At 72.2% G+C, this 25,160-nt stretch carries 19 protein-coding genes and 1 riboswitch; of the genes, 15 read left to right on the forward strand and 4 right to left on the reverse strand.

What is annotated here, in order from left to right:
• Window positions 1–33 precede the first annotated feature (33 nt).
• The 7 genes from ACZ6ZP_RS14530 to ACZ6ZP_RS14560 all read left to right on the forward strand — a co-directional run bounded on the left by ACZ6ZP_RS14530 (window position 34) and on the right by ACZ6ZP_RS14560 (window position 12,503).
• Window positions 34–6,618, forward strand: a complete 6,585-nt coding sequence (locus tag ACZ6ZP_RS14530; protein WP_469406918.1) for an amino acid adenylation domain-containing protein — start codon at window positions 34–36, stop codon at window positions 6,616–6,618.
• Between the two features lie 3 nt (window positions 6,619–6,621).
• Window positions 6,622–6,849: an MbtH family protein gene (locus tag ACZ6ZP_RS14535; RefSeq protein WP_351156669.1), complete on the forward strand. Its 228-nt coding sequence runs from the start codon at window positions 6,622–6,624 to the stop codon at window positions 6,847–6,849.
• On the forward strand, window positions 6,850–8,148 hold the full coding sequence (locus tag ACZ6ZP_RS14540; RefSeq protein WP_469406920.1) for a cation:proton antiporter: 1,299 nt from the start codon (window positions 6,850–6,852) through the stop codon (window positions 8,146–8,148).
• A gap of 99 nt (window positions 8,149–8,247) precedes the next feature.
• Window positions 8,248–9,762 (forward strand): tryptophan 7-halogenase, encoded by a 1,515-nt coding sequence (locus ACZ6ZP_RS14545; RefSeq protein WP_351156665.1) that lies wholly within the window; start codon window positions 8,248–8,250, stop codon window positions 9,760–9,762.
• Between the two features lie 46 nt (window positions 9,763–9,808).
• Window positions 9,809–10,981, forward strand: a complete 1,173-nt coding sequence (locus tag ACZ6ZP_RS14550) for a cytochrome P450 (RefSeq protein ID WP_469406923.1) — start codon at window positions 9,809–9,811, stop codon at window positions 10,979–10,981.
• 7 nt (window positions 10,982–10,988) lie between these two features.
• The gene (locus tag ACZ6ZP_RS14555) at window positions 10,989–12,233 is read left to right on the forward strand and encodes a cytochrome P450 (protein ID WP_469406925.1); all 1,245 of its coding nucleotides are present in this window, start codon (window positions 10,989–10,991) and stop codon (window positions 12,231–12,233) included.
• A gap of 57 nt (window positions 12,234–12,290) precedes the next feature.
• Window positions 12,291–12,503: a ferredoxin gene (locus ACZ6ZP_RS14560; RefSeq protein ID WP_468613068.1), complete on the forward strand. Its 213-nt coding sequence runs from the start codon at window positions 12,291–12,293 to the stop codon at window positions 12,501–12,503.
• 27 nt (window positions 12,504–12,530) lie between these two features.
• Here ACZ6ZP_RS14560 and ACZ6ZP_RS14565 read toward each other — a convergent pair whose 3' ends face one another.
• Complete coding sequence (locus ACZ6ZP_RS14565; RefSeq protein ID WP_469406928.1) at window positions 12,531–13,655, reverse strand: alpha-hydroxy acid oxidase; 1,125 nt, start codon at window positions 13,653–13,655, stop codon at window positions 12,531–12,533.
• Window positions 13,642–14,748 (reverse strand): 4-hydroxyphenylpyruvate dioxygenase, encoded by a 1,107-nt coding sequence (gene hppD / locus ACZ6ZP_RS14570; RefSeq protein ID WP_351156653.1) that lies wholly within the window; start codon window positions 14,746–14,748, stop codon window positions 13,642–13,644. The genes ACZ6ZP_RS14565 and hppD overlap by 14 nt, the downstream gene beginning before the upstream one ends.
• Before the next feature lie 208 nt (window positions 14,749–14,956).
• Between hppD and ACZ6ZP_RS14575 the strand changes: the two genes are divergently transcribed.
• The 7 genes from ACZ6ZP_RS14575 (at window position 14,957) to ACZ6ZP_RS14605 (ending at window position 22,186) form a co-directional block, all read left to right on the forward strand.
• The gene (locus ACZ6ZP_RS14575; protein ID WP_469406930.1) at window positions 14,957–16,354 is read left to right on the forward strand and encodes an aminotransferase-like domain-containing protein; all 1,398 of its coding nucleotides are present in this window, start codon (window positions 14,957–14,959) and stop codon (window positions 16,352–16,354) included.
• Complete coding sequence (locus ACZ6ZP_RS14580; RefSeq protein WP_351156648.1) at window positions 16,351–17,265, forward strand: prephenate dehydrogenase; 915 nt, start codon at window positions 16,351–16,353, stop codon at window positions 17,263–17,265. Before ACZ6ZP_RS14575 ends, ACZ6ZP_RS14580 begins: the two co-directional genes overlap by 4 nt.
• 124 nt (window positions 17,266–17,389) lie before the next feature.
• Entirely contained in the window at window positions 17,390–17,962 is a 573-nt protein-coding gene (locus tag ACZ6ZP_RS14585) for a hypothetical protein (RefSeq protein WP_351156645.1), read from the forward strand.
• Entirely contained in the window at window positions 17,962–19,353 is a 1,392-nt protein-coding gene (locus ACZ6ZP_RS14590; protein ID WP_469406934.1) for a peptidoglycan-binding protein, read from the forward strand. The genes ACZ6ZP_RS14585 and ACZ6ZP_RS14590 overlap by 1 nt, the downstream gene beginning before the upstream one ends.
• 32 nt (window positions 19,354–19,385) lie before the next feature.
• Window positions 19,386–20,162 (forward strand): ABC transporter ATP-binding protein, encoded by a 777-nt coding sequence (locus ACZ6ZP_RS14595; RefSeq protein WP_399972058.1) that lies wholly within the window; start codon window positions 19,386–19,388, stop codon window positions 20,160–20,162.
• Window positions 20,163–20,254: 92 nt separating this feature from the next.
• Entirely contained in the window at window positions 20,255–21,427 is a 1,173-nt protein-coding gene (locus tag ACZ6ZP_RS14600; RefSeq protein ID WP_351157949.1) for an ABC transporter permease, read from the forward strand.
• A 207-nt stretch (window positions 21,428–21,634) separates the two neighbouring features.
• On the forward strand, window positions 21,635–22,186 hold the full coding sequence (locus ACZ6ZP_RS14605; protein WP_351156638.1) for a PPOX class F420-dependent oxidoreductase: 552 nt from the start codon (window positions 21,635–21,637) through the stop codon (window positions 22,184–22,186).
• Here ACZ6ZP_RS14605 and ACZ6ZP_RS14610 read toward each other — a convergent pair.
• The gene (locus ACZ6ZP_RS14610; RefSeq protein ID WP_469406937.1) at window positions 22,174–23,025 is read right to left on the reverse strand and encodes a LysR family transcriptional regulator; all 852 of its coding nucleotides are present in this window, start codon (window positions 23,023–23,025) and stop codon (window positions 22,174–22,176) included. The two genes, ACZ6ZP_RS14605 and ACZ6ZP_RS14610, sit on opposite strands and share 13 nt — an antisense overlap.
• Before the next feature lie 120 nt (window positions 23,026–23,145).
• On the opposite strand from ACZ6ZP_RS14610, the gene ACZ6ZP_RS14615 reads away from it, so the two are divergent.
• Complete coding sequence (locus ACZ6ZP_RS14615) at window positions 23,146–24,030, forward strand: EamA family transporter (protein ID WP_383816970.1); 885 nt, start codon at window positions 23,146–23,148, stop codon at window positions 24,028–24,030.
• A 45-nt stretch (window positions 24,031–24,075) separates the two neighbouring features.
• Here ACZ6ZP_RS14615 and ACZ6ZP_RS14620 read toward each other — a convergent pair whose 3' ends face one another.
• Window positions 24,076–24,936, reverse strand: coding sequence for a bifunctional 5,10-methylenetetrahydrofolate dehydrogenase/5,10-methenyltetrahydrofolate cyclohydrolase (locus tag ACZ6ZP_RS14620; RefSeq protein WP_351156633.1), 861 nt, complete (start codon window positions 24,934–24,936; stop codon window positions 24,076–24,078).
• A 21-nt stretch (window positions 24,937–24,957) separates the two neighbouring features.
• Window positions 24,958–25,043: riboswitch (ZMP/ZTP riboswitch) on the reverse strand.
• Window positions 25,044–25,160 lie beyond the last annotated feature (117 nt).

Here is a 25,160-nt window from a genome sequence, read left to right on the forward strand (position 1 = left end):
CTCCGAAGCTCCGAAGCTCCGAGGAGAGAAGAGATGACCCGATCACCGGTCGAGGACGTGTGGCCGCTGTCGCCGCTACAGGAAGGACTGCTCTTCCACGCCGCCTTCGACGACCAGGGTCCGGACGTGTACACCGTGCAGTCCGCGTTGGACATCGAAGGCACGGTGGACGCGGACCGGTTACGGGCATCGTGGCAGGCGCTCCTCACCCGGCACGCCGCGCTGCGCGCCTGCTTCCGGCAGGTGAGCGGGGCGCAGATGGTGCAGGTCATCGCGCGTGACGTGGTGCTGCCCTGGCGTACGGAGGACGTGTCGGGCCTGGCCGAGTCCGATGAGCCCGCCGCGCTGGAACGCCTGGCGGTGAGCGAGCGCTCGGAGCCCTTCGACCTGGCTGTGCCGCCCCTGCTGCGCCTCCTCCTGATCCGACGCAGCGAGCACCGGCACCGCCTGGTCGTCACCAGCCACCACATCCTCATGGACGGCTGGTCGGCCCCGATCCTCATCGGCGAACTCTCCGAGATCTACGCGGCGGGAGGAGACGCCTCCCGACTCGCGCGCACGACCTCCTACAGTGCGTACCTGAAGTGGCTCGGCCGCCAGGACAGGGAAGCCGCACGGACCGCCTGGCAGGCGGAACTCTCCGGCACGGACGAACCGACGCTGGTGGCACCGGCCGTCCCGGACCGGCTCCCCGTCTTCCCCGACAACGTGAGCTCGGACCTTCCCGAGGAGGTCACGCGGGGCGTGGTGGAACTCGCCCGCGCGGGCGGCCTCACCGTGAACACCGTGGTGCAGGGCGCCTGGGCGCTGGTCCTGGCACGGCTCGCCGGGCGCACGGACGTGGTGTTCGGCGCGACGGTGGCGGGACGGCCTCCCGAGCTGCCGGGCGTGGAGTCGATGGTGGGGCTGCTCATCAACACGCTGCCGGTGCGGGTCCGACTCGACGGCGATCAGCCGGTGCTGGAGATGCTCCGTGAGCTGCAGGAGCGCCAGTCCGCGCTGATGGCCCATCAGCACCTGGGTCTCCCGCAGATACAGAAGGCCGCGGGCCCGGGGGCGGGCTTCGACACGCTCCTCGTGTACGAGAGCTTCCCCCAGCCCCCGGCCGACTCCGCGTCTCCGGACCGCGAGAGCCTCGCGCTCAGGCCCGCGGGGTTCACACGCGAGGCGGCGCACTATCCGCTGACGCTGGTGGTCGGCCCCGGCGCACGCATGCACCTGAAGCTGGAGTACCGGCCGGACCTGTTCGACCGCGGTGTCGCCGCATCGGCGCTCGACGCGCTTGCGGGGGTGCTGGAGCGGGTCGCCGTCGATCCCGCGGTCGTGGCGGGACGCCTCGGGGCGATGACGACGGCCGACCGTGAGGCGGCTGTTGCACCGCCGCGCGAGGTCGTGTCCGAGCTGATCGCGGGGCGGGTGGTGTCCGCGCCGGGCGCGGTGGCCGTCCAGGGTGCACGGACTCTCTCGTACGGGGAGTTGTGGGCCGAGTCCGGCCGCTGGGCCCAGTACCTGGCGGGCCTGGGGGTGCGGCGGGGTGACCGTGTCGCGGTGGTGATGGAACGTTCGCCGGACCTGGTGGCGCTGCTCCTGGGGATCTGGCGGGCGGGCGCCGCCTACGTGCCGGTGGATGCGGGCTGGCCGGGGGAGCGGGTCGCCTTCGTGCTGGAGGACGCGGCTCCGGTGCGGGTGGTGTGCACGTCGGAGAGCCGTGGCGTGGTGCCGGACGGAGCTGCCGGGCGCCTGGTGAACCTGGACGATCCGCAGGTGCGGGCGGCGCTGGAGGCGTGCGGCACCGACAAGCCGATCGTGCCGGTGGCGGCGCAGGGCCCCGTGGCGGCGCAGGATCCCGTGGCGGCCCAGGACGTGGCGTACGTGATGTACACGTCGGGCTCGACGGGCGTGCCCAAGGGTGTCGCTGTGCCGCACGGGAGTGTGGCGGCGCTGGTGGGGGAGCGCGGCTGGTCGGTCGGCCCGACGGACGCGGTCCTGATGCACGCCCCGCACGCCTTCGACGCGTCGCTCTTCGAGGTGTGGGTCCCGCTGGTCGCGGGTGGCCGGGTGGTGATCGCCGAGCCTGGCGTGGTCGACGCCCCGCAGGTGCGCGAGCAGGTGAAGGGCGGCGTGACGACGGTGCACCTGACCGCCGGTTCCTTCCGGGTGATGGCCGAGGAGTCGCCCGACTGCTTCACCGGACTGCGTGAGGTGCTGACCGGCGGCGACGTCGTCCCCGCCGGGGCGGTGGCCCGCGTGCGCGAGGCCTGCCCGGACGTGGCCGTCCGCCATCTGTACGGGCCGACCGAGACGACGCTCTGCGCGACCTGGCACGTGCTGGAGCCGGGCGACGCGATGGGCTCCGTATTGCCGATCGGGCGTCCGCTGCCCCAGCGGCAGGCCTTCGTCCTGGACGCTTTCTTGCAGCCGGTTCCGCCGGGTGTGACCGGCGAACTGTACGTAGCGGGCGCCGGGTTGGCGCAGGGCTACTGGAACGGGCAAGGGCTGACCGCCGAGCGGTTCGTGGCCTGCCCGTACGTGCCGGGCGAGCGGATGTACCGCACCGGAGACCTGGTGCGCCGGACCGAGAACGGCGAGCTGCTCTTCCTCGGCCGTGCGGATGCCCAGGTCAAGATCCGTGGCTTCCGTGTGGAGCTGGGTGAGGTGGAGTCGGCTCTGGCCGCTCACCCCTCCGTGGCCCAGGCCCTGGTCGTCGCCCGCGACGACGGCCCGGGTGAGCGTCGCCTCGTCGGCTACGTCGTCCCCGAGGGAGCGGAGGCCATAGACCCCCAACTCGTCCGCGCCCACGCCGCCGAGACCCTGCCCGACTACATGGTCCCGGCCGCCGTACTGGCCCTGGGAGCCCTGCCCGTGACCCGCAACGGCAAGGTCGACCGCAAGGCCCTGCCCGCCCCCGACTTCGCCGACCGCGTCTCCGGTCGCAAGCCGCGGACAGCGGCCGAAGAGGTGCTGTGCCGCCTGTTCGCCGAGGTGCTCGACCTGGAGCGGGTCGGGCCCGACGACAGCTTCTTCGACCTGGGCGGCGACTCGAGCCTCGCCATGCGCCTGGCGGGACGGGTCCGCGAGGAGTTCGACGCCGAGCTCGGCATCCGGCAATTCTTCGGCTCGCCGACCCCGGTCGGAGTGGCCCGGCTGCTCGCCACGAAGGCGCGGCCCGTCCTCCAGCCGGTCGAGCGTCGCGATGAAATCCCTGTCACGACAGGGCAGTTCCGCACCTGGCTGATGTCCCGGCTCGACGACGAGGCGGGCACCGACCGCATCCCGGTGGCGCTGCGGCTCGGCGGCGAGCTGGACCAGGAAGCCCTGCGGGCCGCCCTCGGCGATGTCGCCGCGCGACACGAGATCCTGCGCACCACCTTCGACGGCATGCGGGGCGGCGACATGCGCCAGCGTGTCCTGGACACCGCCGCGTCCCGTCCGGAGCCCGCGGTGGTGCGGGCGACCGAGGCGGAGCTGCCGGGCCTGCTGGCCGCCCGCACCGGGCAGGCCTTCGACCTCGGCCGGGAGGCGCCGTGGACGCAGACGCTCGTCTGCCTCTCGGAAACCGAGCACGTGCTGCTCCTCGTGGTGCACCGGATCGTCGCCGACGACGCGTCGCTGGACGTCCTGGTCCGCGACCTGGCGACCGCGTACGGCGCGCGCCGCGAGGGCAGGGTGCCGGAACGGGCTCCGCTGCCCCTCCAGTTCGCCGACTACGCCCTATGGGAACAGCAGCTGCTCCAGGGAGAGCGGGAGCCCGAGAGTCTGGTCAACGACCAGCTCGCCTACTGGCAGGACGCCTTGGCGGGCATCGACGCCGAGATCGAGCTGCCGGCGGACCGGACACGGCCGTCCGTCGCGTCGCACCGGGCCGGGACCGTACCGCTGCACCTCGACACCGAAGCGCACGGCCGTCTCGCCGATCTGGCGGATCTGGCCGACGGCGACGGAACGACGACGTTCATGGTGGTGCAGACGGCCCTCGTGATGCTCTTCGCCCGGCTCGGCGCGGGCACCGACGTCACCATCGGCACGCGGATCCCGCGCCGGGACGAGCCCGGCCTCGAAACGCTGGTGGGACCTTTCGCCGGGGCTCTCGCGCTGCGTACGGACGCGTCCGGCGACCCCACGTTCCGGGAACTGCTCGGCCGCGTACTGAGGGCCGACCAGGAGGCGCACGAGCACCGTGACGTGCCGTTCGAACGCCTCGTGGACACGCTGGAGTTGCCGCCCTCGCTCGCACGCCACCCGGTGTTCCAGGTCCTCCTGGAGGTCGACGACAGCGTCGACGAGCCATGGGACCCCTGGGAGCTGCCCGGCCTGTCCACCACCCGCCTGGACCTCGGCGCCGAAGCCACCGAACTGGACCTGTCGTTCAGTCTCACCGAGCGGTACGAACCCGACGGCGACCTCGGCGGCATCGACGGTCAACTCCGCTACGCCACCGAGCTGTTCGACCGGCAGACCGCGGAGGCGCTCGCGCGGCGGCTCGTCCGCGTCCTCGAGCAGGTGACGGCCGATCCGCAGCTGCGCCTGAGCGAGGTCGACGTGCTGCTGGACGCGGACGAGCGCCGTCGGCTCGTGGCGGGCGTGAACGACAACGACACGACGGTGGAGCCGCCCACGCGCACCGTGGTGGAGCTGCTGGCCGAGCAGGCGGCACGTACGCCGGACGCGGTCGCCGTCACGGACCTGCACGGCCCCCTGACGTACGGGGCGTTGGACGCGGCGGCGGAGGGGCTCGCCCGTCGGCTGATCGGGCAGGGGGCGGGCCCGGAGAGCGTCGTCGTCGTGGCACAGCCGACCGGGAACGCCTGGGTCGTCGCGCTGCTCGGGGTGCTGAAATCCGGCGCGGCCTGCTCCTTCGCCGAAGATCCCGCACGCCCGCTGGAGGGCGTCGACCTCGCGTCCTGCGCGATGGTGGTCTGCTCCGAAGCAGTCGCCGCGGCCCTGCCCGACGGTGCCGGAATTCCGGTGGTGGTGCTCGACGGCCCGACGCAGGACGAGACCGACAAGACTTCGGCGGGACACCGGGCCCATCCGGGACACCCGGCGCTCGTCCTCGCGGGCGCCGTCATCGAACACCGCACGCTCGCCTCCCACGCGACGTACCGCATGCATGCCTCCCCGGCGTTGGGAGCGGCACCGCTGTTGGACTCCAGGGCCCCGTTCGCGGCGCTCGCGACGCCTTTGCTCGCGGCGCTCTGCGCGGGAGGGAGCGTGCGGCTCTGCATCCCGGGCCAGGACCTCGCGGCCGAGGAGCCCGGGACGCTGGTGGTCACCACCCCGGAGCTGCTGGACTCCGCCCCCGAGGCCCTGGTCGTGGACCTGGCGGGCGAGCCGCAGGCAGTGGACCGGCTGCGCGACTGGCGGGCGCGGAACCCCTCGACCCCGCTGGTGAGCGGCTACGGATCACCGGAGACGGGCGGCGCCTGGCTGGAGGACAGGACGGGCGTTGAGGCGATGGACGCGTGGGAACCCCGGACCGGCGGCCCGGTCCAGGACACCCGCGCCTTCGTGCTCGACGAATGCCTGCGCCCGGTGCCGCCCGGCGTCCCGGGCGATCTCTACCTGGCGGGCGGCACCCTGGCGCGCGGCTACGCGGGCAGCCCAGGACGCACGGGCGAACGGTTCGTGGCGTGCCCCTTCGGCGCCGCCGGCGAGCGCATGTTCCGGACCGGCGAGCGGGCGAAGCGGACGTACGCGGGCCGCATCGCCGTACAGCCCGAGGGCCAGGGGCACAAGGGGGACGTCGGCGTGGGGCGCCGCCTTGGCAGGCACCGCGGCGACCTGGGAGTCCTGCTGCCCCTGCGGCGGGAAGGCAGCCGCTCCCCGCTGTTCTGCGTGCACACCGGCATGGGCCTGAGCTGGACCTACGCGGCCCTCCTGCCGCACCTCCCGCAGGACCAGCCGGTGTACGGCGTGCAGGCGCGCGGCATCGCGCAGCTCGGGCAACTGCCGGGCAGCATCGAGGAGATGGCGGCCGACTACGCGGACGAGATCCGCACCGTGCAGCCGGTCGGCCCCTATCGACTCCTGGGGTGGTCCGTCGGCGGAACCATCGCGCAGGCCGTCGCCGCCCGCCTGGAGGAACTCGGCGAAGAGGTCTCGCTCCTGGCGCTGCTCGACGCCTATCCCGGCAGCGGCGCCCCCAAGTCGCGCTTCCGCGGCGAGAAGGGGGAGGCGGGACAGGAGACGGAGGGCTACGGCGTGCTGCGGCCGGGGGAGCAGGGGCAGGGCGCCGACGTGGCCTCCCTCTACCGCTCGTCGGGCATGAGCGAGCAGGCCCTGTCGAACCTGGAGACAGTCGTTCGCAACATGTCCGGGTTCGTGCCGGACCACACGCCGCGCCCCTCCCACGGCGACCTGCTGCTCTTCGTGGCGACCGCCGAATCGGCCGGTAGGCGGCCCGTGGCGGATGCCGTCGCGAGCTGGCGGCCCTTCATCGGGGGCGACATCGAAACGCACGAAGTGCCCGTCGGTCATTACGACATGCTCAAGCCCGAAGCCCTGTCGCGCATTGTGCGCGTCGTCGCGCGCAAACTCGGCGCGACGAGGGAGAAGGCAATGGAAGAGAATCCCGAACACCGGAACAGCGGACAGTGGACATCGAACGAAAAGGACTGAACGATGACCAACCCGTTCGACAACGAAAACGGCACCTTCCTGGTTCTCGTCAACGACGAGGGACAGCACTCCTTGTGGCCCGCGTTCGCCGAGGTCCCCGAAGGCTGGACCACCGCGCACGGCGAAGGCACCCGGCAGGAATGCCTCGCGTACATCGAGGAGAACTGGACGGACATGCGCCCGAAGAGCCTCGTCGCGGACATGAACAGGAACGAGACGGCGGTGCCCTAGGTGGACACGGAATCACTGGTGACCGTGGCGATCGGCGATGTGGCCGTCATCGTCATCGTCTCCCGCCTCCTCGGAGCGCTGGCGCGCCGCTGCGGCCAGCCGGCGGTCATCGGCCAGATCGTCGCCGGTATCGCCCTGGGCCCGACCCTCCTGGGCCGGCTGCCCGGAGATCCGACCTCGCGGCTCTTCCCGCCGGAGGTGCTGCCGTTCCTGACCGTGCTCTCGCAGATCGCCATCGTGATCTTCATGTTCGTGGTGGGGTACGAGATGGACTGGCGGCAGCTGCGCCAGGGCGGCAGAGCGGCGGCCACCGTGGCCCTGTGCGCGTTCCTGGTGCCGGCGAGCCTCGGCGTGGGCGCGGTGGGGGTGTTCCACGGCGCGTTCGACGCGGTCCAGCCCGCTCACGCGGACGGCAGGACGTTCTGGCTGTTCATGGCCGTGGCGGTCTCCGTCACCGCGCTGCCCGTGCTCGCGGCCATCGTCCGTGAGCGGGGGCTCGCGGGCAGCGCCGAGGGCACCGTGGCCACCACCGCCGCCGGGCTCATGGACGTGGTGGCGTGGCTCGTCCTCGCCGCCGCTCTGGCCGGTACCGGGCATGCCACCGGCCGCTCGTGGCAGCTGACGCTGCTGCTGATCTCCCTGTTCGTGGCGGCCCTCTTCCTGGTGGTGCGCCCGGTGCTCGGATGGTGGCTGCGGCGCTCCCGGGTGGTGATGGCCAACCAGCTCACGATCGCGCTCGGCCTCGCCCTGGGCAGTGCCTGGGTGACCGCTGAGCTCGGCCTGCACCCCGTGTTCGGCGGTCTGCTCGCGGGCCTCGCGATGCCCCGCAGGGACGGCGTGCCGGACGCCGACGTGCTGCGGCCGATGGAGCAGACATCCGATCTGCTGCTCCCGCTGTTCTTCGTGACGACGGGACTGTCCTTCAACATCGGCTCGCTGGACGGCGACGGCGGCATCCTGCTCCTGCTGATCCTCGCCGTCGCCATCCTGGGCAAGCTGGGACCGGCGTACGCGGCATCCCGGATCAGCGGCATGGACACGCACCGGTCGGCGACCGTGGCCGTGCTGGTGAACACCCGCGGGCTCACGGAACTGATCGTCCTGAACGTCGCGTTGGACGCCGGGATCATCGGCCCGGCGCTATTCACCGTTCTCGTACTCATGGCATTGGTCACCACCTTCATGACGGGACCTCTGCTGACTCTGATAGGGCGCAGGCAGAAACGGGAAACCCCGAGCGGTCCGGAAAAGGGGCCGAAAGGGAAGGTCGTTCCCGCGCTGACGGATGGACAACCTTGACGCTCGGGCAGTGCGATTTCAGACTCGATTGAGCAATGGGCTCCCTGGGCGGGTGCCGCACCTTTCGGTTTTCCCGTCCGGGAGAAAAGGGGAGGAGGGATGACCTTGCCGGATTCCGAGGAATTCGACGTGGTGGTGGTCGGCGGAGGGCCCGCCGGATCGACACTGGCCGCACTGGTGGCCATGCAGGGGCGGCGGGTGCTGGTCCTGGAGAAGGAGTTCTTCCCGCGCCACCAGATCGGTGAGTCGCTGCTGCCGTCCACCGTGCACGGCGTGTGCAGGCTGACCGGTGTCGCGGACGACCTGGCCGAGGCGGGCTTCCCGCGCAAGCGCGGCGGCACCTTCCGGTGGGGCGCCAATCCGGACCCCTGGACCTTCTCCTTCTCCGTCTCCCCGCGCATGAGCGGGCCGACGTCGTTCGCGTACCAGGTGGAGCGCTCCAAGTTCGACGACATCCTGCTCAAGCACGCCCGCAAGGTGGGCGCCGAGGTGCGCGAAGGCTGCGCGGTGCTCGACGTCGTCGCCGACGACGAGCGGGTCCGAGGCGTCACGTACACCGACGCCGACGGCAACGAACGCCGGGCGCTCGCCACGTTCGTCGTGGACGCCTCGGGCAACAAGAGCCGCGTGTACCAGCGGGTGGGCGGCAGGCGCGAGTACTCGGAGTTCTTCCGCAGCCTCGCCCTGTTCGGCTACTTCGAGGGCGGCAAGCGGCTGCCGGAACCCAACTCGGGCAACATCCTCTCGGTCGCCTTCCCGAGCGGCTGGTTCTGGTACATCCCCCTGAGCGACACCCTGACGAGCGTCGGCGCCGTGGTGCGGCGCGAGATGGCCGAGAAGATCCAGGGCGACCAGGAGAAGGCGCTCATGGCGCTCGTCGACGAGTGCCCCCTGATCGGCGAGTACCTCGCGAACGCCAAGCGGGTCACCACCGGGCAGTACGGCCAACTGCGGGTCCGCAAGGACTACTCGTACCACCAGACGACGTTCTCGCGCCCCGGCCTGGTCCTCATCGGCGACGCGGCGTGCTTCGTCGACCCGGTGTTCTCGTCCGGCGTCCACCTGGCGACCTACAGCGCGCTGCTCGCGGCACGCTCCATCAACAGCGTCCTGTCCGAACGCGTCGACGAGGAGCGGGCGTTGAAGGAGTTCGAGTCCCGCTACCGGCGCGAGTACGGCGTCTTTTACGAGTTCCTCCTCTCCTTCTACGAGATGCACCACGACGAGGACTCCTACTTCTGGCAGGCCAAGAAGGTCACCAAGACCGAGCGTCCCGAACTCCAGTCGTTCGTCGAGCTCATCGGAGGTGTCTCCTCCGGCGATCGCGTCCTGACGGACGCCGAGATCCTCGCCAAGCGGTTCTCGTCGGACTCCGCGGAGTTCGCCGCCGCGGTCGACGACCTGGCCGGCAGCGAGGACGGCAGCATGGTGCCGCTCTTCAAGTCCTCGGTGGTGCGCGAAGTCATGCAGGAGGGCGGCCAGGTCCAGATGCGGGCGCTGCTCGGGGAGGATGCCGAGGACGAGGCGCCCCTGTTCAGCGGCGGTCTGGTGCCGTCGCCGGACGGCATGTTCTGGCAGCTGCCCGTGTCCGCCGCCCAGAGCCCGGCCGAGTAGCGGCCGACCGAAAGCCGGTAGAAGCCGAGCAGAAGGAGGTCCGCGCATGGCGCGGCCGTCAGACCTCTCCATGCACAACCGCAGGGACCGCCTGGACCCGTTGCCCGAGCTCAGCGAACTCAGCGCGCGGGCGCCGCTCTCCGAGGCCGAACTCGGCGACGGGCCCGGCTCGTCGACGGGCTGGCTCGTCACGGGCCACGACGAGGTGCGCGCGGTCCTGGGCGACGCGGAGCGGTTCAGCACGGCCCCGCCCGCGGGCGGCAGCAGGCCGATCCAGGCGGGCAACCTCATCCAGTACGACCCGCCCGACCACGCCCGGCTGCGGCTGCTGCTCACACCGGAGTTCACGGTCCGCCGGATGCGCGGCCTTCAGCCCGCCGTCGCATCCGTCGTCGCGGACTGCCTGGACTCCCTGGAGAAGGCAGGTCAGCCCGCCGACTTCATGCGGCACGTGGCCTGGCCCGTGCCGGGCCTGGTCATGTGTGAGCTGTTCGGCGTGGAGCGCGACGACCGGGCGGAGCTCGCGCGGCTGCTCAAGGTCAGCAGGCCCGCCTTCCGCGGCCGGCGGTTGCAGATGACCGCGGGCGCGGCCTATCTCGCGTACGTCGACCAGCTCGTCGCCCGCAACCGGCGCGCACCGGGCGACGACCTGCTCGGCAGGCTGGTGCGCGAGCACGGCGACGACATCGACGACGACGAACTCGTCGGCCTCACCGCGTTCGTCATGGGCTCGGGCGTCGAGAACATGGCCAGCATGCTGGGCCTCGGCATCCTCGCGCTGCTCGAACACCCCGACCAGCTGGACCTGTTGAGGCAGTGCCCGCACCTGATCGACCAGGCGGTGGAGGAGTTCATCCGCTACCTGTCGATCATCCCGACGGCATCGCCGCGGACCGCCCGCGAGGACGTACCCCTCGCGGGCAGGGTGATCAAGGCCGGGGACCAGGTGGCCTGTTCGCTGTTCGCGGCCAACCGCGTCCGGCCGCCCGGCACACCGCCGGACGTCCTGGACATCACCCGTGAGCCCGCCGCCCACGTGGGGCTCGGCCACGGCATCCACTACTGCATCGGGGCGTCGCTGGTGCGGATGGAGCTCAGGAGCGCCTACCTGGCGGTCCTTCGCCGCTTTCCCGGGCTGCGCTGTGCCGTGCCGCCGGAGGAGATCCGCTTTCGGACGCAGGCGCCGTACGGCGTGGAGACACTGCCGGTCACCTGGTAGGGGAGAGATGACACCGACGACGGAGACGAACAATGCGACCGGGGAGACCGACGCGACCGCGACCGGACTCGTGCACACCCGGCGCGCACGCTTCGGCCCGGCCGAGGAACTGCGCCGGCTCTCCGAGGGGCGCCCCGTCACCCGGATCGACGTGGGCCCCGGCACGGACGGGATGACCGTCTGGCTCGTCACGGGCCACGCGGAGGTGCGCCAGGTCCTCGCCGACCACCGGCGGTTCTCCACCCGGCGCCGCCTCGGACCGCGCCCGGCGGCGGGACGGGACGAGGGCAAGCGGCCCGACGAACTGATCGGGCAGCTCATGGACTACGACCCGCCCGAACACACCCGGCTCCGGCAGATCCTCACCCCCGAGTTCACCCTGCGCCGCATGCGCAGGATCGAGCCGGGCATCACCGGCATCGTCACCGAGCACCTCGACGCCATGGAGCGCACGGGCCCGCCCGCCGAACTGGTCGCGGCCTTCGCCTCGCCCGTCCCCGGCGCCGCCCTGTGCGAACTGATCGGGGTGCCCCGCGACGACCGCGGCGACTTCCTGCGCCGCTGCCACGCCTTCCTCGCGCCCGGCCGGGGACGGCAGCGGCGGGCGGCATCCGGAGAACTGCTCTCGCGGTACGTCGCAGCGATGGTCGCCCGGCAGCGCACCGACCCCGACGAGGGCTTCCTGGGCATGCTGATCCGCGACCACGGAGACGAGGTCACCGACAAGGAACTGCGGGGCGTCTGCGTCCTGTTGGTGCTGGCGGGCCTCGACAACATCTCGGGCATGCTGGGCCTGGGAGCCCTCCTGCTGCTCGACCACCCCGACCAGCTCGCCGCCGTGCGCGACGACCCCGCGGCGGTGGACGGCGCGGTCGAGGAACTGCTGCGCTACCTGACGGTGCCGCACGCCCCGACGCCCCGGACCGCCCTGGAGGACGTCACCGTCGGGGAGCAGCTCATCAAGGCCGGTGAGCACGTCCTGTGCTCGCTGCCGACGGCCAACCGCGACCCCGCGCTGCTCGCCCGGCCCGACCGCTTCGACATCACGCGCGAGCCCGTGCCCCATGTCGCCTTCGGCCACGGCATCCACCACTGCCTGGGCGCGGCACTGGCCCGGATGGAACTGCGGATCGCCTACCCGGCGCTGCTGCGGCGCTTCCCCGGCCTGCGCCTGGCCGTGCCCGAGCACGAGGTGCCGTTCCGCGTGCACGCGCTCGCCCACGGCGTGGACCGGCTGCCGGTCACCTGGTGAGCGGGTACCAGCGAACACTTGGTGCATCCAGTGAAAGAGAACGCGGAGGAGGAGCACATGCACGTACGGGTCGACCGCGATCGATGCGCGGGTTCCGGGCTCTGCACGGCCCAGGTCCCCGCCGTCTTCGACCAGTCGGACGAGGACGGCAAGGTCCTGCTCAACGCCCCGGCCCCCGGCCCCGAGCTGGCCGGTGCCGTGCGCGCGGCGGCCGCGCGGTGTCCGTCCGGCGCGATCACGCTGCACGAACACGACACCGCCGGCCACTGACGCCCACTCAGGCGCCCGTTCAGGCGCTCACTCACGCCCGGCCGCCCCGCCGCCCTTCGGCAGACGCACCGTACGCAGCCGCCTGGCCGCCCCGACACCGGCGCAGCCCGCGAGCCCCAGCGCGTCGCGCAGCTCGTCGGCCAGCAGGTCGAGCACGTGGCGCACGCCGGCCTCCCCGGCGGCGGCGAGGCCCCACACGGGCGGGCGCCCCACCAGGACCCCGTCGGCCCCCGACGCCAGTGCTTTGAGCACGTCCGTGCCGCCGCGCACGCCGCCGTCCACCATGACCTCGCACGCGCCGCCGACCGCGTCGACCACCTCGGGAAGGGCGTCGATGCCGGGCAGCGCGCCGTCCAGCTGACGGCCTCCGTGGTTCGACACGACGACGGCGTCCGCGCCGATGCCGGCCGCCCGCACCGCGTCCTCGGCGGCCAGGACGCCTTTGACCACCAGCGGGAGCCGGGTGGCGGCCCGCAGCTCCTCCACGCACGACCAGGTCACCGCCGGCGAGAACGCCTCGGCGGTGTGGGCGGCCACCGCCGAGCCGTTCCCGGCGGAGCGGTGCGCCGCCGATGCCGCACCGCCGTCCAGATGCGCGGCCCGCACATGGCCGGGCAGCGCGAAGCCGTTGCGCACGTCCCGCAGCCGGCGGCCCATCCAGGGCACGTCGACGGTGAGCATCAGCGCCTCGCAGCCGGCGTCCTCGGCCCGGCGCGCCAGGTCCAGGGTGCGCCGGCGCTCGCGCAGCCAGTAGAGCTGGAACCACACCGTGCCGCCGACCGCCGTGACCTCCTCGACCGGGACGCTGCTCAAGGTGGCCACCGTGAAGGGCACGCCCGCCGCCTTCGCCGCCCGTGCGGTGGCCAACTCGCCCTCGGGGTGCACCAGGCGGTGGTACGCCACCGGGGCGACCGCCACCGGCATCCGCACCGGACGCCCCAGAAGCGTCGCGTCCGTGGTGCACCCCGAGACGTCCCTGAGCACCCGGGAGGCGACGAAGACGCGGTCGAACGCCTCCCGGTTCGCGCCAAGCGACCGCTCGCGCCCGCTGCCACCCGCGACGAAGTCCCACACCTCGGGTGGCAGGGCCGCGGCCGCGGCTCTCTCGACGTCGCTCAGATCACGCGCGGCCGCGGGATCAGCGCGCCGCACGCTGCCCGGTCCGTTCCAGCTCCACGGCCTCGTACAGCGCCTTGATGTTGGAACTGCCGAAGGTCTGCGCGCCCTGGCGCTCGATGACCTCGAAGAAGATCGTGCCCCGTGGGTGCGTGGACGCGGTGAAGATCTGGAACAGCTGGCCGTCGTGGTCCTCGTCGACGAGCAGATTCGTCGCCCGCAGTTCGTTCAAGGTGTGCGACTTGAGCCCGATCCGTTCGGAGAGCAACTCGTAGTACGCCGACGGGGTCTGAAGGAATGCGACACCGCGCGCGGACAGCGTGCGCACCGAACGCACGGCGTCCTTGCTGGAGAAAGCCAGATGCTGCACACCGGCGCCGTGGTGGCTCTTGAGGAATTCGTCGATCTGACCGGGCTGCGCCAGCGGATCGGGCTCTATGAGCGTCAGCGTCACCGCCCCGGTCGACGCGCTCTGCACGACCTTGGAGTCCATTGCCTGGGCGCCGACGACGATGTGCTCCTCGAAGACCTCACGGAAACCCAGGGCCTGTTGATAGAAGAGGGCCGTCGATTCGAGATCACCCGCGTTCAGGCACACCGCGACGTGGTCGATGTCGAGAAGCCCCACCTCGCTGGTGCGCGCCTCGCGCGAGCCGAGCGCGGGAACGAATCCGGGCGGGAGCCCGGGGCCTTCCCCCGGCGTCCGCTCGACCAGCGTGTGCACCACGTCGCCGAAGCCCGAAATGGCAGCTGTGACCGCCGGTCCTTCGCCCGCGTGCCGGGTCGGTTTCCGCAGGGGACGCGCGCCGCCCGCCACCGCGGCGGCGAAGGCCGCGGACACGTCCGCGGTGCGCAGGGCGATGTCGGCGACGCCGTCGCCGTGCGTGCTGACGTACGTGGTGGCGGGGTGGCGCCCCGCCGTCGCCTCGGTGAGCACCAGGGTCATCCGCCCCTGGCGCAGGGCGATGCTGCGGTGCTCGGCGGAGCCGCCGGTGCCGACCACCGTGAAGGCGTACTTGTCGACCCAGGCGAACACCGCCGCCTCCAGGCCGTCGACGTACATCTCGACATAGTCGATCGCGAGATCCGCGAGATCGTTGTTCGAAGCCGTTGCGGGTAAATCCGTCATCGGAGTCCTCGTGGGAAGAAGAATGCGGATTCATGCCCTCGCGCCGGATCGCGGAATGCCGGACCACAAAGGTGCTGCGGAAATCCGGGCCATTGCCGCCGGCCGCGAGGCAGAATTCTCTTTGCGGCCCCGATGGTACGACCGCCTTCGCGCTTCCCGCACCTGTCAAGCCATTGCTGTGGAGCTGCTCTCGGTGGACGCTGAAGCGATGGAAATCCTGCAAACGGAAATCGCCGTCGCCGAGTTGAACGCGGCCACGCTGCACGCGTCGCTCGCCGATGTGTCGATGGAGTCCATGAACCTCCTCAACCAGGTCGCCGACACCTATCCCGACGCGATCTCGTTCGCGGCGGGGCGTCCCTACGAGGGCTTCTACGACGTGGCCCAGATCCACGAACACCTCCAGGTCTTCTGCGACCACCTCCGCACCCGCCGCGGCCTGGGCGAGGCGGAGATCGCCCGCACGCTGTTCCAGTACGGCGCGACGAAGGGGATCATCGGCGACCTCGTGGCGCGCAGTCTCGCCGTGGACGAGGGCATCGACGCCGACCCCTCGTCCGTGGTCGTCACGGTCGGCTGCCAGGAGGCGATGTTCCTGCTGCTGCGCGCGCTGCGCGCCGACGACCGCGACGCCGTGCTCGCTCCGAGCCCGACCTATGTCGGCCTGACGGGCGCCGCGTTGCTCGCCGACATGCCCGTGCTCCCGGTGCGCACCGCGGCGCACGGCATCGACCTCGACGACCTGCTGCGCCGGCTGCGCACGGCACGCGCCGAGGGAAAGCGGGTCCGCGCCTGCTACGTCACGCCCGACTTCGCCAACCCGGTGGGCGTCAGTCTGCCGCTCGCCGACCGGCACCGCCTCCTGGACATCGCCGCCGGCGAGGACCTCCTGCTCCTGGAGGACAACGCGTACGGCCTCCTGAACAGCGCCGCCGACCGCCCGCCCACGCTGAAGTCCCTCGACCGGCACCGACGCGTCGTCTATCTCGGCTCGTTCGCCAAGACCGGGATGCCGGGCGCCCGCGTGGGCTACGTGGTCGCCGACCAGCGGGTGACCGGCCACGGCGGTGGTGACGTCCTGCTCGCCGACGAGCTGTCGAAGCTCAAGAGCATGCTGACCGTGAACACCTCACCGATCGCCCAGGCGGTGATCGGCGGCAAACTCCTCGCCCACGACTGCAGCCTGGTCGCCGCCAACCGCCAGGAGACGGAGGTCTACCGGCGCAATCTGCGCCAGGTGCTCGACGGCCTCGAACAGCGCCTGGGCGATCACGCCGGAGTCACCTGGAACGCACCGACCGGCGGGTTCTTCATCGTGCTCACCGTGCCGTTCACGGTCGACGACGCCCTCCTGGAGGACGCGGCGCGCCACCACGGCGTGCTGTTCACGCCGATGCACCACTTCTACGGCGCGTCGGCCGGGTTCCGCCAACTCCGCCTTTCGATCAGTACGTTGACGTCCGACCGGATCGAGCAGGGCCTGGACCGCCTGGCCGCGCTGATCGAGGAGCGGCTCGACGAGGGGACGGGGGAGCGGCCGGGGGAGTTCGAGGCGCCTGGGGCGCAGGAGGGGGCCGGGGAGCCGCTCCCGGGTGAGGTCGCGTGACGCTCCGCACCCTGGCCGTCGTCGGCACCGGCCTGATCGGCACCTCCGTGGCCCTGGCGGCCCGCCTGCGCGGCGTGACCGTCTACCTCTCCGACCGCGACGAGTCCGCCGTCCGCGCCGCGGCGGTGCTCGGCGCCGGGCGGCCGGAGCTCCCCGCGGCGCCCGTGGACCTGGCGGTGCTCGCGGTCCCGCCGAGCCAGATCGCCCCGGTGCTCGCCGAACTACAGGCGCGCGGACTCGCGTTGAGCTACACGGATGTGGCGAGCGTGAAGGCGCACGCCGAGCGGGAGATCCTGGACACCGCCCCCGACCCCTCCCGCTACATCGGCGGACACCCCCTGGCGGGGCGCGAGCGCTCGGGCCCGCTGGCGGCCCGCGCGGAACTGTTCCGCGACCGGCCCTGGGTGCTCACTCCGACCCGCCTCACCTCCCGGGCCGCCTTCGGCCGCGCCCTGGACCTGATCGCGCTGTGCGGCGCGGTGCCGCGCGTGATGCGGGCCCGCGCCCACGACGACGCGGTGGCGCTGACCTCCCACGCCCCGCACCTGGTGGCCAGCCTGATGGCGGCGCGCCTGGGCGATGGCCCCGCGGAGGCGGCCCATCTCGCGGGGCAGGGGCTGCGCGACACCACCCGCATCGCGCGCGGCGACTCCCGGCTGTGGAGCGACATCGTCGAGTCCAACGCGGCGGCGGTCGCCGACATCCTCACCCGGCTCCAGGAGGACCTCGCCAGCATCGTCGCCGCCCTGTACGATCTCGCCGACCCCGAGCGGGGGCGGGAGCTGTCCGGCAAGAGCAGGCACACCCTGGTGGACCTCCTGGACCGCGGCGCCGCCGGGGTGGGGGAGCTGGACGAGCCCCGCCCGGCCGGTCCGCTTCCTGGACGGGCCGTCCCCTGCCGTCCGAGGTGAACTCCCCGAATCCGCAGGTTAGTTGGGGTGCCGTCCGTGTCGGCGTCCAGGGTCCGGGCGAGCCTGTACGGGCGGCGCCGCTTGTATCCGCCGTGTGACCGGTGCCCGCGTAGAACTTGGCCCCATGTCCACCACACACAAGCGAACCGCACAGACACTGATAGCGGCGTCGGCGCTCGTCGCCGGCGTCTTCCTCAGCGGCTGCTCCGACGACTCGTCGGACGCGTCGTCGGACGACGCGAAGAAACCGGACGCCTCACCCACCAGCCCCTTCGACCAGGCCCTCGCCTTCTCCGAGTGCATGCGCGAGAACGGCGTGACCGGATTCCCCGACCCGCAGAAGGACGCGGGCGGCGGCATCGCGCTCACCCCCGGCGGCGACGTCGACCCGAACTCGCCGGAGTTCCAGTCCGCCACGGAGGCCTGCCGCGACAAGATGCCCCAGGGCGGCCAGCTCGGCGGAGGCGGAGGCGGCGGTGAACCGCTGGACTCGGCCAAGGTCGCGGCATGGGCCAAGTGCATGCGCGAGAACGGCCTGCCCAAGCTGCCCGACCCGGAGATCAACGGCGGCAACATGTCGCTCGACTTCGGCGCGAGCGGCATCGACCCCGGCAGCGACGAGTTCCAGAAGGCCAGGATCGCCTGCCAGGACAAGTGGCCCGGCGGCGGCCTCACCGGCTCGGGCGGCGGCGCCTGATGACCGCACCGGACGAGACACGCGAGCGGGAACGGGACGAAGAGACAGGGGAGTTCGAGGAGACGGGAGAGCGTCAGGGGACAGGGCGGTTCGAGAAGACCCAGGAGTCGGCCCGCGGCTCAGGAGCCCTCGAACTGCACACCCCCGGAGAGGTCTCCGAGCGGACCCCCGACGGCCTGGAACCCGACCGCGAGGAGACCGCCCCCGAGCCGGGCGACGACGATGGCGGTGAGGGCGACGACGGCGGCGAAGGGACCACACCCCCGCCCGCGGGCCCCCGCAGGCGCCGCCGCCCCCTGCGGATGTCGCTCATCGTCGTCGCCGCGATCGCCGTGGTCGCGGCCGCGGGCGCCGCCACCACCGGGGTCTTCGGGGACGACGGCTCCGGATCGGCGGGCGACGCCCCCTCGGCGCCCCCGAAGACCGCCGAGGTGGAGCGGACCACGCTGACGCGCACGGAAACCGTGGACGGGAACCTCGGCTACGGCGACGCGACGGCCGTACAGGCCCCGGCCGTCACCAAAGCGGGCGCGGGGATCATCACCTGGGTGCCGGGCGAGGGCGACACCGTCAAGCGCGGCGGGGCCGCCTACAAGGTGGAGGAGCAGAAGGTCCCGCTGCTCTACGGCTCCACCCCCTTCTACCGCCCGCTGAAGACGGGCACCGAGGGCAAGGACGTCGAGATCCTGGAGAAGAACCTCTCCGCCCTCGGCTACACCGGCTTCACCGTCGACGACACGTACGACGCCGCGACCGCCGAGGCCGTACGGGACTGGCAGGACGACCTGGGCCGTGCGGAGACCGGCACCGTGCAGCCGTCGGACGCCGTGGTCGCCCCCGGCGCCAGGCGTGTCGCCGACGTGAAGGCCACGGCCGGCGCCCCGTCGAACGGACCCGTCCTCACCTGGACCGGCACCGAACGCACCGTCACCGTCGACCTCGACGTGCAGTACGAGGACATGGTCGAGAAGGGCACCAAGGCCACGGTCACCCTCCCCGACGACTCCACCGTCCAGGCCGAGGTGACCGACATCGGCACCCCCTCCACGCCTCCCCAGGAGGGCGGCTCCGAGGACGCCGGAGGCCAGGCGGGCGGCGACGACAAGCCCACCCTGCCCGTGGAGTTGAAGGTCGACGACCAGAAGGGCCTGGGCCGCTACCAGGCGGCGGCCGTGCAGATCTCCCTGAAGGCGGAGACCCGCAAGGACGTGCTCGTCGTCCCCGTCAACGCCCTGGTGGCACAGCGCGGAGGCGGCTACGCCGTGGAGGTCGTCGGAGCGGACGGCGACGTGACCTCGAGGACGGTCGAGGTCGGCATGTTCTCCGACAGCATGGTCGAGGTGTCCGGCACCGGTATCACCGACGGCACGGTCGTGGGGGTCCCCAAGTGACCCGAGCGCCCCAAGTGCCCCGAGCGCACCAAGTGACCACGGCGGCGCACCCGGTGGTCGAGCTCGCCGGAGTCTCCAAGACGTACGGAGAGGTCGAGGCGCTCAAGGGCGCCGATCTCGTCATCCGGCGTGGGGAACTGCTCGCCGTCGTCGGCCCCTCCGGCTCGGGCAAGTCCACGATGCTCAACATCATGGGCACCCTCGACCGCCCCACCACCGGCACCGTGCGCATCGACGGGCACGACGTCGACCGGCTCAGCGACCGGGAGCTGTCCGCGCTGCGGGCCGGGACGATCGGCTTCGTCTTCCAGCAGTTCCACCTCGCCCCCGGCGTCCCGGCGCTGGACAGCGTCGCGAACGGGCTGCTCTACAGCGGCAGGCCCCGGGGCGAGCGGCGCAGGCTCGCCGAGCGCGCCCTGCGCCGGGTCGGCCTCGGCCACCGGCTGTTCCACGAGCCGCATCAGCTCTCCGGCGGCGAGAAGCAGCGCGTGGCCATCGCCCGCGCGGTCCTCGGCGATCCTCCGCTGCTCCTCGCCGACGAGCCGACCGGCGCCCTCGACTCCCGTTCCGGGGCGGTGGTGATCGAGCTCCTGCACGAGCTGCACCGGGCCGGGACCACGGTGGTGGTCATCACCCACGACCGGGACATCGCGGGCTCGCTGCCGCGCGAGGTCCGCATCAAGGACGGCCGCATCGAAGAGGACGCGACCGGTGCGACCGGCACGGCCGGTGGGACCGGTGCGGCTGGTGCGATCGACGTGACCGACGCGTCCCACCTGCTCCCCGTCCCCGAGGAGGCCCTGCGATGAGCCCGACGAAGGAGCTGAGCACGACGGGGGAGCCGGGCGCGGCGCACGAGCTGCCCCGCCCCGCGCCCCCGCCGCGCCCCAAGCCGGCCCGGATGGGCCCGGCCGACGTGCTGCGGGTCGGTGGCTCGGGGCTGCGCTCGCGCCCGATGCGGGTCTTCCTCTCGGCGCTCGGCATCGCCATCGGCATCGCGGCGATGGTCGGCGTGGTGGGCATCTCCACCTCCAGCAGCGAGGACCTCGACCGGCGGCTCGCCGCCCTCGGCACCAACCTCCTCACCGTCTCGCCGGGCCAGTCCTTCGCCGGTGACGCGGCCCATCTGCCCGACGCGTCCGTCGACATGATCGGCAACATCAAGGACGTCGAGTCGGTCTCCGCCATCGGCAAGACGCAGGCCAAGGTCTACCGCAACGACCACATCAAGAAGGAGGAGACCGGCGGCCTCAACGTCTACGCGGCCCGCACCGACCTGCCGAGGACGGCGGGCGCACGGATCGTCGAAGGCCGCTGGCTGAACGCCGCGAACCAGCGCTACCCGGCCGTCGTGCTCGGCCCCAAGGCCGCCGAACAGCTGGGCGTCTTCCGGGCCGGTCCCGACACGAAGGTGTGGCTCGGCGGGCAGTGGTTCACCGTCGTGGGGCTGCTCGCGCCCAACGAGCTCGTGCCCGACCTGGACTCGGCCGCGCTGGTCGGCTGGCCCGTCGCGGAACAGGAGTTGGACTTCGACGGCTACCCGACGACGGTCTACACCCGTGCCGAGGAGGCCGCCGTGGGCGACGTCCAGTCCGTGCTCGGCGCCACCGCCAACCCGGAGAACCCCAGCGAGGCCAACGTCTCGCGCCCCTCCGACGTCCTGGAGGCCAAGGAGGCCACCGACGACACCCTCAGCGGTCTGCTCCTCGGTCTGGGCGCGGTCGCCCTGCTCGTCGGCGGGGTCGGGGTCGCCAACACCATGGTCATCTCGGTCCTGGAACGCCGCTCAGAGATAGGCCTGCGCCGCTCCCTCGGCGCCACCCGCGGCCAGATCCGTACGCAGTTCCTCTGCGAGGCACTGCTGCTGTCCGCGCTCGGCGGTCTGGGCGGCGTCCTGCTCGGCATCGCCGTCACCTCCGGCTACTCCACCTACCAGGGCTGGCCATCGGTGGTGCCGGTCTGGGCGATGGCGGGCGGCGTCGGCGCGACCCTGGTCATCGGCGGGCTCGCCGGCTTCTATCCCGCCGTCCGTGCGGCGCGGCTGCCTCCCACGGAGGCGCTGGCGACGACGTGACCCCACGAAGCTGTGACCCCACGAAGCTGTGACCCCATAGAAGGAGCTGCGAACCCAGAGAGCTGCAACGCCATCAGACGCGGTGCCTTCGTCAGCCTAAATCCCCCGCGGGCGACGAGGGCATCGCTTTGCGCCGCTCGCGATGCTTGCGCCCGCGTGCCCTGGCTCCGCCGCCTGGACGGCCCCCGCCTCTCGTATTCTCGCCGCATGACTGAGCACTTAGGGAAAGTCGACGAAAGTGCCCTGCTCGACCTGCTCCAAGAACAGCGCATCGGCACGCTCGTCACCCTCAAACGCGACGGCCGCCCGCAGCTCTCCAACGTCGGCTACGCCTACGACCCCGAGGAGCGCGTCATCCGCCTCATGGTCACCGACAGCCGGGCCAAGACCCGCAATCTGCGCCGCGATCCGCGCGCGAGTTTCCTCGTCACCGACGGCGCGGGATTCTCGTACATGATCGCCGAGGGCGACGCCGAGCTCACGCCGGTCGTGACCGACCCGCACGACGCGGTCGCCGACGAACTGGCCCTGGTCTTCCGGGGGTTCCAGGGCGAGCACCCCGACTGGGAGGGGTTCCGTGCCGCGATGGTGAAGGAGCGGCGCCTGGTGATACGGCTGCACGTCAAGCATCTGTACGGAGCCGCCGGGAAGCGCGTCCTCGTGGGCCCGGGCCCCCAGGGCCCCGGCCCCGCCGTGGCGGTGGCGGGGCGTCCCGGTCTTCAACTCGGCACGGACGGGCCGCCGCCTCACGTCCGGTAGAGGTCCGTCAGGAGCGCCACGGCCGCGTGCGTCACCGGATGCGGGTCGTGGCGGCGCCAGATGAGATGTACGGCGATGGGGTCGGCGTCCCGCAGCGGGCGGAACACGACGCCGTCGCGGCGGTACTGGTTGGCGGTGCTCTCCGGGGTGAGGCCGATGCAGCGGCCCGACGCGACGATGGCCAGCCAGTCGTCGATGTCCTGGGTGTACTCCACCGGTGGGCGGGCCTCTTCGGGCCACAGCTCGGCGCTGGTGGTGCCGGTGCGCCGGTCCACGAGGAGCGTCCGGTCCCGTATGTCGGCCAGCGGAATGGAGCGCCGCCTGGCCCACGGGTCGTCGCTCGCCAGCGCGCAGAAGCGCCGCTCATGACCGACGACGGCACTGGCGAAGCGTGCCTCGTTGAAGGCGGTGCGGACGACGGCGAGGTCGCAGAGGCCCTCGGCGAGGCCGCCGGTCGCGGAGTTCGTCCGGATCAAGTACAGCTCCACGTCGGGGTGTCCCGCGGCCCAGCGGCGCTGGAACTCCGCGGTGTGGCGGCCCATCGCCGACCAGGCGTGGCCGATGCGCAGCCGGGTGTGTCCGGTGGTCGCCTCGCGGATGAGGTCCTCGGCCTCGGCGAGCAGATGCCGGGCCCGCGCGAGCACCTGCACCCCGGCCGTCGTGGGCGTGACGCTCCGGCTGGTGCGGTGCAGGAGGCGCACCCCGAGCACCTCCTCGAGCCCGCCGAGGGTGCGCGAGACCGCGGCTTGCGAGACGCCCAGCTCGGCGGCGGCATCGGTGAAGCCGCCGGTGTCGACGATGGCGACCAGGCAGCGCAGATGCCGCAGTTCCAGATCCATGGCCACAGCGTAGGAACAACCGGAGCCAATGAATAACCAGGCCGTATGGATAACCAGAGCGTATAGATGAACGCCGGCATGCATTTTTCGTATGCCCGCGGGTGACGCATCCTGCGGTGCATGCGAACGTCTCGGAGCGAAGGCAGGACCACCGCGAACCTGGGGGAACCGGCGGAGAGTTCCCGAGGTCGGCTGCCGGGCATGGCGATGATGTTCGGCAGCGGCCTGTCCAACCAAGTCGGCGCCGCCACGGGCGCCTTGGCGTTCGACGCCATCGGTCCCGCCGGGGTCGTGGCCGTGCGGCAATGGGTCGCGGGAGCCGTACTCCTCGCGGTCGGCAGGCCCAAGGTGCGCGCCTTCACCTGGCGCCAGTGGTGGCCGCTGCTGTGCCTGGCCGCTGTCTTCGCCACCATGAACCTCTCCCTGTACACCGCGATCGACCGCGTGGGCCTCGGCCTGGCGGTGACCCTGGAGTTCCTGGGCCCGCTGACGGTCGCCCTCGCCGCCTCCCGCCGTGCGGTGGACCTCGGCTGCGCGGTCGTGGCGGGGGCCGCGGTGGTCGCCCTGGCCCGCCCGCGACCCAGCGCGGATTACGTCGGCATCGGGCTCGGCCTGCTCGCCGCGGCCTGCTGGGCCTCGTACATCCTGCTCAACCGCACGGTCGGGGCCCGCCTCCCGGGCGTCGAGGGATCGGCCGCCGCCGCGGGAGTCTCCGGGCTCCTCTACGTGCCGGTCGGCATCGCGGTGCTGGCCCACCACCCGCCGACGGCGACGGCCCTGGCCTGCGCGGTGACCGCGGGCGTCCTCTCCTCAGCGGTCCCGTTCCTCGCCGACCTGCTCGCCCTGCGCCGGGTCGACGCCCGTTTCTTCGGGATCTTCATGAGCGTCAACCCGGTCCTCGCGGCGCTGGTGGGCATGGTCGTCCTGGGGCAGTCCCTGGAGGGGGTGGAGTGGCTGGCCATCGCGGCGATCGTCTCGGCCAACGGGGTCAGCGTCCTGAAGTAGGCGCGAGGCGAGCGTGATCGGTACGTGGGCGCGAGGCGCCCGCGATCAGTCCAGGCCGAGCTGCCGCTTCGCCGCCTCGACCGTCTGGGCGAGGAGCACGGCGATGGTCATGGGACCGACACCGCCGGGCACGGGAGTGATCAGGCTCGCGCGCTCCCGGGCGGAGTCGAAGTCGATGTCGCCGACGTTGCCCGGGTTGTAACCCGCGTCGATCACCACGGCGCCGGGCTTGATGTCCGCGCCGCCGATGAACCGCGGCCGGCCGACGGCGGCGATCAGGACGTCGGCCTGCCGGACGATCGAGGAGAGGTCGGCGGTGCGCGAGTGGCAGTACGTGACCGTGGCGTCCCTGCCCAGGAGCAGCATGCCGGCGGGCTTGCCGAGGATGGCGCTGCGGCCCACGACGACGGCGTGCTTGCCGGTGAGGTCGACGTCGTACGCGTCGAGCAGGCGCATGATGCCGCCGGGCGTGCAGGACACGAAGCCGGGCAGGCCGAAGCCCATCGCCGCGAAGGAGTGCATGGTCACTCCGTCGACGTCCTTGGCCGGTGCGATCGCCTCGAAGGCGGCGCGCTCGTCGATGTGGGGCCCCACGGGGTGCTGCAGCAGGATGCCGTGCACGGTCGGGTCCTGGGAGAGGCCGGTGATCGTCGCGACCAGTTCCTCGGTGCCGACCGAAGTGGGCAGGGCCACGTGCCGTGACTCGATGCCCGCCTTTTCGCAGCGGGCGCGCTTCATGCGGACGTAGGTCACCGAGGCGGGGTCGTCGCCGACCAGGACGGTCGCCAGGCAGGGGGAGTTCCCGGTGCGACGGCGGATGTCCGCCGCGGTCGCGGAGGTGGTGTCGACGAGGCGGCGGGCGAGGCCGGTGCCGTCCATCAGGCGAGCAGTCTGAGTCTGGGGCATGTGCCACTCCTGGACTTCAGGGTGAGTCGCCCAGGCGCGCGGCATCGACACGATGTCAGGCCGCTCCCCGGTGGTACTCCACCTCAGCGCCAGTCACGGCCCGCCTCTCACCCTAAGGGACGGGGCGGGGCGGGAAGCGGCCGGCATTGAGGATGTAGTTGAGCTTAATGAAAGTTCAAAACTTGTTGCTTGTCCTTTCGTGTCGGCGACGGCATCGTTCCCTG

This window comes from Streptomyces sp. NPDC054047, assembly GCF_055585065.1.